Raw genomic sequence first — 11,182 nt, forward strand, 5'->3', positions numbered from 1 at the left:
ATGGATTGCATTTCAAATGTGGGAGCGAGCCTGCTCGCGAAGAGGCTGGCCCAGGCAACCTCAATCCCGAACCTGTCGCCGCCCCCAGAACTCCCGCGCCAGCAAGCGCCAAGTACCCCCGCCCAACCCCGCCACATCCTCAGAGTTGCGCTGACTCAGCCGCCCCTCATCCACCGTCAATTCGGACGCCCTGCGAATGCTGACGATATTGCGATGGATGTCTTCGCTCACCGCGCTCTGCTGCTCCACCGCTGCGGCAATCTGCAGGCTCATTTCGGTGATCTGCTCGACCCGCTCGCTGATCCCGTCCAGCGCCCGCGCCGCACGCTGTGCCTGTTCGACGCTGTTATCCACATGCTCACTGCTTTGCTGCATCACCAGCACCGCATCGCGCGCGCCGTTTTGCAAGGTGCTGATCATTCGTTGAATCTCGTTGGTCGATTGCTGCGTGCGCCGCGCCAACCCGCGCACTTCATCAGCCACCACTGCAAAACCGCGCCCGGCATCACCCGCGCGCGCCGCTTCGATCGCCGCGTTAAGCGCCAGCAGATTGGTCTGCTCGGCGATGCTGCGGATCACCTCCAGCACCCCGGAAATCTCGCTGCTATGGCCTTCGAGCTGATGGATCACCTCGGTCGCCCGCCGCAATTCCTCGGCCAGACGCAACACCGCACTGCGACTTTCACCGACCAGCCAATGCCCTTCACGGGTTTCCGTATCGGCCAGGTCCGCCGCCACCGACGCCTGCTGCGCATGGCTGGCGACCTGCGCGACACTCGCGGCCATTTGGTGAATCGCTGCCGCCACCTGATCGGTTTCCGCCTGCTGCGCCAGCGAACTGCTGTGGCTTATTTGCAGATGATCAACCAGTTGCGCCGCATGCCCGGCCAACTGTTGCGATGCGTCACCCATACGCCCGACCACCGCGCCGACCTGGGCTTCGAGCATCTGCAGGGCAAACTCGATCTGGCCGAACTCATCGCCGCGCCCGGTGTAAATGCCCTGGCTCAACGGATTGTCCGCAACCTGCCGCGCCCGCTCGCTCAGCCGTTCCAGCGGACGCAGAATCCAGCGCACGCCTAATGCACAAACACTGCTGCCGACGACTAATGCCGTGCCATCGATCCACGCCGACTCCGGACGCAACCAGGCCTCGATCCCCAACACCAGACCCAGCAACGCACTGGCCAACGCCGTGATCCGGCCGCGCAAACCTAACCTGAGCAGCGGCCGCCGTCCCTTCACGTCGCCACGCAACTGCGCATAAACCCGCTCCGCCGCGGCCACCCACCGCGGATCAGGCCGGGTGCGCACCGACTGATACTCCACCGCCACGCCGTTCTGCGTGACCGGCGTGACATAGGCGCTGACCCAATAATGGTCGCCATTTTTGCAACGATTCTTCACCAGCCCCATCCACGAACGACCGCTCTTGAGCGTCTGCCACATATGGGCAAACGCCTGCGCCGGCATGTCCGGATGGCGCAACAGGTTGTGTGGAGTGCCGAGCAATTCGTCGCGGCTATAACCGCTGATCTGAATGAAATCGTCGTTGGCGTAAGTGATCGCGCTGGTCAGATCGGTGGTCGAAAGAATGTTCGCATCCAGCGCCACATCGACGCTACGGCCGGTTACCGGGAGATTGATCTTCATGGAAAGCGCGCTCGTTTTATGGGAAGAGTCGGCAGGGCTGCTGACTCTAAGCGCACCAATTGGTCAAATGTTGATCTGGCTCAGGGGATGAGCACTTAGCCATCACTGCGACGGAAAATCGCAGTCGATGGCTGAAGGCGGGATGAAACTCAGCGCTTGCCCATCGAACGGCGGGTACCCGGCGGGGCCATGCCCGGGGTCTTGGTGTGGCCATTCTTGGCGCCGTTCTTGTACCACGGCTGATTCGAACCCTTGGCGGCCGCCAGTTCACCCGGTTTGAACGGAAACTTGAACGCCGGGATCTCGGGTTTGGTCTCGCTGGCGTCAGTCAGCTCGGCCGGGACATCGCTCACAGCGTCGTCAACCGGCGGTTGGATCGGGGAAGTCATAAAAAGCTCCGCAAAGCAAAAAGTCCGGCCCGAACAGTGAGCCGCGAAGGCGCGCAGTATACCTGCGCGCCCGGACTCGGCACCTGGAGATTTGCAGCGGCTGTCAGGCCTTCTTCGCGAGCAGGCTCGCTCCCACAGGTGGACCGAGTACACCCGCCAGAGATTGGTCAGCTGGCAAGCCAGCTCCCACAAAAGAGCAAAAGCAAAAGCAAGATCAAAAGATCGCAGCCTGCGGCAGCTCCTACAGGGAAAACAAGCACAACCCGCACGCGGCGCATGCCGCCCCACTCAACAGGATGAGCGTTAGCTCGGCTGCAGCTCTTGATCTTGATCCACGGGCGACATCGGAAGGCTGAGCGGAGGGATTGATCCGGGCGTGGGAGCGCAGCGACCGTTTGGCGCAGCCAAACACAGCGAGAGGAGGTGCAGCGAAGCAAACCGTAGGCGCTGCGCCCGGATCAATCCCGGAGCGAAGGGACCCCGAGCCCCAGCGAGCGGGCCGAACGTAGGAGCAAGCGTTTTTTGGTTACTTTTGAGGCGTTTTGTCAAAAGTGACTCGCCGTAAGGGCGAAACCCTAATCAGCAACACTCGCAGAAACGGATATACACCCCGGCGAAACTGACAGCGCTGACAGCCAGCCGTCACCCTCCTGACCCCCAAACAAGTTTATAAAGACCCAACCTGCCCAAACTCCAGCCCTTGGCGCCCCATTTCATGCGAATCAAGAAAAACCAAGCCCTGCTAGCCCTAGTGATCGCCCTGGCCGCCGCAGGCACATGGTGGGCAATGAAACCCACCCCGACCAAACTGGCCATCCCAACCGCCATCCCGGTCCGCGTCGTCACCGTCAGCGAAAAAAGACGTCCCCCGCTACACCAGCGGCATCGGCTCCGTACTCTCATTACACAGCGTCGTAGTGCGCCCACAAGTCGACGGCATCCTCACCAAAATCCTCGTCAAGGAAGGCCAACTGGTCAAAGCCGGCGACCTGCTGGCCACCATCGACGACCGCTCGATCCGCGCCAGCCTCGACCAGGCCCGCGCGCAACTGGGCGAAAGCCAGGCGCAACTGCAAGTCGCCCTGGTCAACCTCAAGCGCTACAAACTGCTCAGCGTCGACGACGGAATCTCGAAACAGACCTACGACCAGCAACAAGCACTGGTCAACCAACTCAAAGCCACCGCCCAAGGCAACCAGGCCTCGATCGACGCGGCGCAGGTACAACTTTCTTACACGCAGATCCGCTCCCCGGTCACCGGCCGCGTCGGTATTCGCACCGTCGACGAAGGCAACTTCCTGCGCATGACCGACACCGCCGGCCTGTTCACCGTGACCCAGATCGACCCGATCGCCGTGGAATTCTCGCTGCCGCAGCAAATGCTGCCGACCCTGCAGGGCCTGATCAACGATCCGCAGCACGCACAGGTCAAGGCCTACATCGGCGCCGACACCGACGGTGAAACCGGCAACCTGCTCGGCGAAGGTCACCTGACCCTGATCGACAACCAGATCAACGCCAACACCGGCACCATCCGCGCCAAGGCCGAGTTCGACAACGCCAGCCAGAAACTCTGGCCGGGCCTGCTGGTGACGGTAAAAATTCAGACGGCGCTGGACAAGGATGCGCTGGTGGTACCGCCCACCGTCGTCCAGCGCGGTCTCGATCAACACTTCGTCTATCGCGTGAACGGCGACAAGGTCGAAGCCGTGCAGGTGCAGATGGTTTATCAAGGCAGCGGCCAGGACATCATCAAAGGCGTGAAGGCTGGTGATCAATTGGTCAGCGACGGCCAGTCACGGCTCAAACCCGGCTCTACCGTGCAGGTCATGAGCGAGCCGCCGCAGGTGGTGCAAGCGGAGCCCAAGCCATGAAGCAGCACACAGGCGTCTCCACCTGGTGCATCGATCACCCGGTCGCGACCATTCTGCTGACCATCGCGCTGGTGCTGGTCGGGGTGATTGCCTTCCCGCGCCTGCCGATTGCCCCACTGCCGGAAGCGGAATTTCCGACAATTCAGGTCTCGGCGCAGTTGCCTGGCGCCAGCCCCGACACCATGGCCTCGTCCGTGGCCACGCCGCTGGAGGTACAATTCAGCGCCATCCCCGGCATGACCCAGATGACCTCCAGCAGTGCGCTCGGCTCCAGTCTGCTGACCCTGCAATTCACCCTCGACAAGAGCATCGACACCGCCGCCCAGGAAGTCCAGGCGGCGATCAACACCGCCGCCGGCAAACTGCCCAAGGACATGCCGACCCTGCCGACGTGGAAGAAGGTCAACCCGGCCGACAGCCCGGTGCTGATCTTAAGCGTCAGCTCGACGCAAATGCCCGGCACCGAACTCAGCGACCTGGTGGAAACCCTGCTCTCGCGTCAGATCAGTCAGATCGACGGCGTAGGACAAATCAACATCACCGGTCAGCAACGTCCGGCGATTCGCGTGCAAGCCTCGGCCGACAAACTGGCGGCCATCGGCCTGACCCTGGCCGACATTCGTCTGGCGATCCAGCAGACCAGCCTCAACCTTGCCAAAGGTGCGTTGTACGGCGAATCGAGCATCTCGACGCTGTCGACCAACGATCAGTTGTTCAAACCCGAGGACTACAGCCAACTCATCGTTTCCTACAAGGACGGCGCCCCGGTTCACCTGCGGGATGTCGCCAAAGTCGTCAACGGTTCGGAAGATGCCTACGTGCAAGCCTGGGCCGGTGATCAACCCGGGGTGAACCTGGTGATCTCGCGCCAGCCCGGCGCGAACATCGTCGAAACCGTCGACCGCATTCAAGCCGCCCTGCCCGGCCTCGAAGCCATGCTCCCGGCCTCGGTGCAGGTAAAAACCCTGATCGACCGCACCCAGACCATTCGCGCCTCGCTGCATGAAGTCGAGATCACCCTGTTGATCGCGATCCTGCTGGTGGTGGCGGTGATGGCGCTGTTCCTGCGCCAGTTGTCGGCGACGATGATTGTGTCGGCGGTGCTCGGTGTATCGCTGACCGCCAGTTTCGCCCTGATGTACCTGCTGGGATTCAGCCTGAACAACCTGACGCTGGTGGCGATCGTCGTCGCGGTCGGGTTTGTCGTGGACGATGCGATTGTGGTGGTGGAGAACATCCACCGGCATCTGGAGGCCGGCGACAGCATGCGCGAAGCGGCGGTCAAAGGTGCCGGCGAGATCGGCTTTACCGTGGTGTCGATCAGTTTCTCGCTGGTGGCAGCGTTTATTCCGCTGCTGTTCATGGGCGGTGTGGTCGGGCGGCTGTTCAAGGAATTCGCCCTGACCGCGACCTCGACCATTCTGATTTCGGTGGTGGTGTCGCTGACCCTCGCGCCGACGCTGGCAGCGCTGTTCATGCGCAAACCGGTGCACCACGCCCACGACAAACCGGGCTTCAGCGAACGCTTGCTGGCCTGGTACGAAAAAGGTCTGCGCCGCGCCCTCGCCCACCAGAAACTGATGATCGGCGTGTTCGGCCTGTCGCTGGCACTGGCGATTGCCGGTTACATCTTTATCCCCAAGGGATTCTTCCCGGTGCAGGACACCGGGTTTGTCCTCGGCACCACCGAAGCCGCTGCGGATATTTCCTACGGCGACATGGTGAAAAAAACACTTGGCTATGGCCGAAATCGTCGCCGCCGATCCGGCCGTTCAGGCGTTCTCGCACTCGGTCGGTGTGTCCGGCAGCAACCAGACCATCGCAAACGGCCGCTTCTGGATTGCCCTGAAAAAACGCGGTGACCGCGACGTCTCGGCCAGCCAGTTCATCGACCGGATTCGTCCGCAACTGATGAAAGTCCCGGGCATCGTCCTGTACCTGCGCGCCGGTCAGGACATCAACCTCAGCTCCGGCCCGAGCCGCGCGCAGTACCAATACGTGCTCAAGAGCAACGATGGCGCGACCCTCGCCACCTGGACCCAGCGTCTGACGGAAAAGCTGCGCAGCAACCCGGCGTTCCGCGACATTTCCAACGACCTGCAACTGGGCGGCAGCATCACCCACATCAGCATCGACCGCAGTGCCGCCGCGCGTTTCGGCCTGACCGCCAGTGACGTCGACGAAGCGCTGTACGATGCGTTCGGCCAGCGCCAGATCAACGAATTTCAGACCCAGGTCAATCAGTACAACGTGATTCTGGAACTGGACACCAAGCAACGCGGCAAGGCCGAAAGCCTCAATTATTTCTACCTGCGCTCGCCGTTGAGCGGCGAGATGGTGCCGCTGTCGGCGCTGGCCAAATTCGATGCGCCGACCATCGGCCCGCTGTCGATTGCTCATGACGGCATGTTCCCCGCCGCCAACCTGTCGTTCAACCTGGCGCCCGGCGTGGCGTTGGGTGATGCGGTGATTCTGCTCAATCAGGCCAAGGCCGAAATCGGCATGCCGACCGCGATCAGCGGCAACTTCCAAGGCGCGGCGCAGGCGTTCCAGAGTTCGCTGGCCAGTCAGCCGTGGCTGATTCTCGCGGCGCTGGTGGCGGTGTACATCATTCTCGGCGTGCTTTATGAGAGCTTTGTGCATCCGCTGACGATCATCTCGACCCTGCCGGCAGCCGGTCTCGGTGCGGTGATCATGCTGTGGATCTGCGGCCAGGACTTCTCGATCATGGCGTTGATCGGCTTGGTGTTGCTGATCGGTATCGTCAAAAAGAACGGCATCCTGATGATCGACTTTGCCCTCGAGGCGCAGCGCAATCGCGGCTTGCCGCCGCAGGATGCGATTTACGAGGCGTGCCTGACGCGATTCCGGCCGATCATCATGACCACCCTCGCCGCCCTGCTGGGTGCCCTGCCGCTGATGCTCGGTTATGGCACCGGCGCCGAACTGCGCCAGCCGCTGGGGATCGCGGTGGTGGGCGGCTTGCTGGTCAGCCAGATGCTGACGCTGTTTACCACGCCGGTCATATACTTGTGGCTTGAGCGGCTGTTCCACAGGCCCAAACCAATGCCTACGAAGGCATTGGCGACTACAGACTGAGGCGGTCATGCGCGTTCTGATTATCGAAGACGAGGAAAAAACCGCGGACTATCTGCACCGCGGTCTGACGGAACAGGGTTACACCGTGGACCTGGCCCGCGACGGCGTCGAAGGCCTGCACCTGGCGCTGGAGAGCGACTACGCGGTGATCGTCCTCGACGTAATGCTACCGGGCCTGGATGGCTTCGGCGTGCTGCGCGCATTGCGTGCGCGCAAGCAGACCCCGGTGATCATGCTCACCGCCCGCGAGCGCGTCGAGGATCGGATCAAAGGCCTGCGCGACGGCGCCGACGATTACCTCGGCAAGCCGTTTTCCTTCCTCGAACTGGTGGCCCGCCTGCAAGCGCTGACCCGACGCAGCGGTGGCCATGAACCGGTGCAAGTGAGCATCGCCGACCTGTGGATCGATCTGATCAGCCGCAAGGCCACCCGTGCCGGCACCCGGCTGGACCTGACCGCGAAAGAATTCTCGCTGCTCAGCGTGCTGGCGCGGCGGCAAGGCGAAATCCTCTCGAAAACCGCGATTGCCGAGATGGTCTGGGACATCAATTTCGACAGCGATGCGAACGTCGTCGAAGTCGCGATCAAACGGCTGCGGGCCAAGCTCGACGGGCCGTTCGACGAGAAACTGCTGCACACGATTCGTGGCATGGGTTATGTGCTGGAGAGCCGTGGTGTCCAGTAATTCGATTGCCCTGCGTTTAAGCGGGATGTTTACGCTGGTGGCGCTGCTGGTGTTTCTGTTGATCGGCGGCGCACTGTATCAGCAGGTCGACAAGGGCCTTGGCCTGCTCCCGGAAGCCGAGCTTGATGCGCGTTACAGCGTGCTTGAATCGGCGCTCAATCGTTATGGCACACCCGAGCATTGGGTGAAGATCAACGCCAAGCTCAAGCTGCTCGGCGAGGAAGACAAACGCATTCGTTTCTGGGTGGTCAGCGCTGATCCCGGGTACGAGTACGGCGCGCCGGACGCGCAAATCCGCGCCTTCGCCCAAGGCCCGACCGGCATGCATGATCTGCAGTTGCCTGAACATCCTTATCCGCTGAAAGTGCTGCTGACCGAGTTACCGGCCAAGGACCAGCGCCCGCCGCTGCGGTTCATGATCGGCATCGACACCGAAACGTTCCACGAGACCCAACACAAGTTGTTGATCGCTCTCGTCAGCCTCGCGATTGTCGGTGTGCTGATGGCCTCGGCGCTGGGGTACTGGGTCGCGCGAATCGGCCTCAAGCCGTTGATCAAACTGTCGGATGAAGCCCAGCGCCTCGCGCCTCCCCTACGGGCTGGACGCTTGCGGATGTCGCCATTGCCGCCGGAGCTTGAGCAGTTTGTCGATTCGTTCAACTCCACGCTGGAGCGGGTCGAACAGGCCTACTCGCGGCTGGAATCGTTCAACGCCGACGTCGCCCATGAACTGCGCTCGCCGCTGACCAACCTGATTGGCCAGACCCAGGTCGCATTGACGCGCGGACGCTCCGCCGAACATTACTTCGAAGTGCTGCAGTCGAATCTTGAGGAGCTGGAGCGCCTGCGTTCGATCATCAATGACATGTTGTTCCTCGCCAGCGCCGACCAAGGCAGCAAGGCGACCAAACTGACATCTACGTCGCTGGCCGATGAAGTCGCGACTACGCTCGAGTATCTGGATTTCATCCTTGAAGACGCGCAGGTGCAGGTACACGTCAGTGGCGACGCGCAGGTGCGGATCGAGATCGCACATCTGCGCCGGGCATTGATCAATCTGCTGAGCAACGCCGTGCAGCACACCGATCCCGGCAAGGTGATCGAAGTGCGGATCGAGGTTGAGGAACATCAGGTCAGCATCGGTGTGGCCAACCCGGGATCGCCGATTGCCAGCGAGCATTTGCCGCGACTGTTCGAGCGCTTCTACCGGGTCGATGCCTCGCGCAGCAACAGCGGCAACAACCATGGATTGGGGCTGGCGATCGTCAAGGCGATTGCGCTGATGCACGGTGGGGATGTGTTTGTGCGCAGTGATCGGGGGATGAATACCTTCGGGATTCACCTCCCCGTTTAATCGCTGGTTAAAGTCCCCTGTGGCGAGGGGATTCATCCCCGATGGGTTGCGAAGCGACCCCAAAATCAGCAATCGCGATCTTCCTGACACAACCAGTACAAAGGATTGAGGGCTGCTTCGCAGCCCATCGGGGATGAATCCCCTCGCCACAGGGAATGGCGTTCACCCGTGGTTGATCTTTGCTTTTGCTGTAACAGTCATTTATGAAAATCACGCTGTTTCCCAACGCTCGGCAACCTTATCTTTGCCCGCACCAAACAGCACTTGCCAAGCAAGAAGGTTTTCAAGATGTCCAACAGTATGGGTATTGCCAGCGCTTTCGTTTTGTCCTCATTGATCCTGTCGCCAATGGCGATGGCTGAAGAATCGCAGGCGTTCGTCGCGCAGAATGCTGCTCGCGCTCACGCGTTCGAGCAATCTCAGGCAGAAGTGATGGCCAAGTCGCAAGACGCCTCGCAAGCCCCACAGGCCGCCACTTCCCAGGCTCAAGCGGCTGAGAAAGACAGCTGAGTCGCGCACCGCGAAACATTTCCCTCGACGCGGTTGTTTGGCTCTTCCCGTTCAACCGTCGTCCTTCCAGGCCGCTGCCTTTTCAGCGGCCTTTTTTCGTTGTGGTCTGAAAGCCGTTTGGTTCGTCTGTAACAACAAGAAACATCCCGCACCTCAAGACATTGAAGTGTCAGTTGACCCAAGGAGCTCCATCGCAAGTGCGTTACCCAGTCAGCTTCACCCCGCTGTTCATTGCAATTGCCGCAACGATTGCCCCCGCCGCCCATGCCGACGAAGCCGCCAGGGAAGGTTTCGTCGACGGCTCGAGCCTCAACCTCAACGCTCGCAACTACTACATGAATCGCAATCGCCTGCAGCAGACGGACGATAACATCGAGTGGGGTCAGGGTTTTCTCGGGATCTTCCAGTCGGGTTATACCGAAGGCACGGTCGGCTTCGGCATCGATGCCCACGCCATGCTCGGGCTGAAGCTCGACGGCGGTGGCGGTACCGATGGCTCGAGCATCCTGCCGATCAGCGATGGCAATGGCAAAGCGCCGGGGTCGTTCTCGACCGCAGGTGGCACGTTGAAAATGCGCGCGTTCGATACCGAGTTGAAGGCCGGTGACCTGTTCCTCACCAACCCGGTGATTGCCGGCGGTGAATCGCGCATGTTGCCGCAGACCTTTCGTGGCGTCAGCCTGACCAACCACAGCTTCGACGGCTGGATGTTCGAAGGTGGCCAGGCCAGTTTTACCAAGCCGTACAACCAGAGCGGTCGCCAGCGCATCGGCACCTCGTACGGCAAACTCGCCGAGGGCGACGAAAGCCGCCACCTGAACTGGGCCGGCGTGTCCTGGAGCGGCGTCGAGGGCCTGACCAGCAATCTGTATGCCGCTGAACTGAAGGACATCTGGAACCAGTACTACTACGACCTGGATTACACGTGGCAGTTGAACGATCTGGTCAGCCTCAACCCGGGCCTGCACTTCTATCACACGCAGGACACCGGCGACGCGCTGCTGGGCGACATCGACAACAACACCTACAGCCTGCATTTCACCGTCGGCATCGGCAACCACAGCGTCACCGCTGCGTACCAGCGCGTGAACGGCAACACACCGTTCGACTACATCAGCCAGGGTGATAGCGTTTACCTCGACAACTCGCAGCAGTACTCGGACTTCAACGGCCCCAACGAGCGCTCGTGGAAGCTCAAGTACGCCTACGACTTCGCCGGTCTCGGTCTGCCGGGTCTGACGTCGGCGGTTTCCTATTCGCGTGGCACCGTGGACCTGACCAAGGTCGATCCGGACAGCAAGGGCTATGCCTCGTGGTACAGCGCCGACGGTCGCAACGCCAAGCACTGGGAGCGCGACCTTGATCTGAAATACGTGGTGCAGAGCGGCCAGGCGAAAGATCTCGCGGTGCGCCTGCAATGGGCAACCAACCGTGGCGGCAACGGCTACGGCGCGATCGATACCGACACCGATGAATACCGTGTGATTGTCGACTACCCGATCAACGTCTTCTAAGATCACCTCTAGCTCAGTAACAACTGATCCTTTTTTGAATGGAATAGATTTTGTGGCGAGGGGATTTATCCCCCGATGGGCTGCGCAGCAGACCCCTTTTTTTT

Annotated in this window: 6 protein-coding genes and 3 pseudogenes; 6 read left to right on the forward strand and 3 right to left on the reverse strand. The window is 61.2% G+C overall.

Translation table 11 applies throughout. The annotated features are described in order from the left end of the window. Positions 1–60: 60 nt before the first annotated feature. The 3 genes and pseudogenes from HT737_RS09885 to HT737_RS09890 all read right to left on the reverse strand — a co-directional run bounded on the left by HT737_RS09885 (position 61) and on the right by HT737_RS09890 (position 2,042). Positions 61–1,170 (reverse strand): methyl-accepting chemotaxis protein, encoded by a 1,110-nt coding sequence (locus tag HT737_RS09885; protein ID WP_374011151.1) that lies wholly within the window; start codon positions 1,168–1,170, stop codon positions 61–63. 201 nt (positions 1,171–1,371) lie between these two features. Then, positions 1,372–1,653: pseudogene (locus tag HT737_RS32690) on the reverse strand (PAS domain-containing protein); the annotation flags it as partial. 149 nt (positions 1,654–1,802) lie between these two features. Continuing rightward, complete coding sequence (locus HT737_RS09890; RefSeq protein WP_047296393.1) at positions 1,803–2,042, reverse strand: hypothetical protein; 240 nt, start codon at positions 2,040–2,042, stop codon at positions 1,803–1,805. A gap of 715 nt (positions 2,043–2,757) precedes the next feature. Here HT737_RS09890 and HT737_RS09895 point away from each other — a divergent pair. The 6 genes and pseudogenes from HT737_RS09895 to HT737_RS09920 all read left to right on the forward strand — a co-directional run bounded on the left by HT737_RS09895 (position 2,758) and on the right by HT737_RS09920 (position 11,078). Continuing rightward, a pseudogene (locus HT737_RS09895) lies at positions 2,758–3,916 on the forward strand (efflux RND transporter periplasmic adaptor subunit). After that, positions 3,913–7,015, forward strand: a pseudogene (locus HT737_RS09900) (multidrug efflux RND transporter permease subunit). Before HT737_RS09895 ends, HT737_RS09900 begins: the two co-directional pseudogenes overlap by 4 nt. A gap of 7 nt (positions 7,016–7,022) precedes the next feature. Continuing rightward, complete coding sequence (locus HT737_RS09905; RefSeq protein WP_007916978.1) at positions 7,023–7,700, forward strand: heavy metal response regulator transcription factor; 678 nt, start codon at positions 7,023–7,025, stop codon at positions 7,698–7,700. Beyond that, on the forward strand, positions 7,690–9,054 hold the full coding sequence (locus HT737_RS09910; RefSeq protein ID WP_182402413.1) for a heavy metal sensor histidine kinase: 1,365 nt from the start codon (positions 7,690–7,692) through the stop codon (positions 9,052–9,054). The genes HT737_RS09905 and HT737_RS09910 overlap by 11 nt, the downstream gene beginning before the upstream one ends. Before the next feature lie 288 nt (positions 9,055–9,342). Continuing rightward, positions 9,343–9,564, forward strand: a complete 222-nt coding sequence (locus HT737_RS09915; protein WP_027612176.1) for a hypothetical protein — start codon at positions 9,343–9,345, stop codon at positions 9,562–9,564. 197 nt (positions 9,565–9,761) lie between these two features. Further along, complete coding sequence (locus tag HT737_RS09920) at positions 9,762–11,078, forward strand: OprD family porin (protein WP_121187122.1); 1,317 nt, start codon at positions 9,762–9,764, stop codon at positions 11,076–11,078. Positions 11,079–11,182 lie beyond the last annotated feature (104 nt).

Origin of the sequence: Pseudomonas sp. MD195_PC81_125, from assembly GCF_014060985.1 — a bacterium.
In the GTDB taxonomy this organism is placed as follows: Bacteria; Pseudomonadota; Gammaproteobacteria; order Pseudomonadales; family Pseudomonadaceae; genus Aquipseudomonas; species Aquipseudomonas parakoreensis.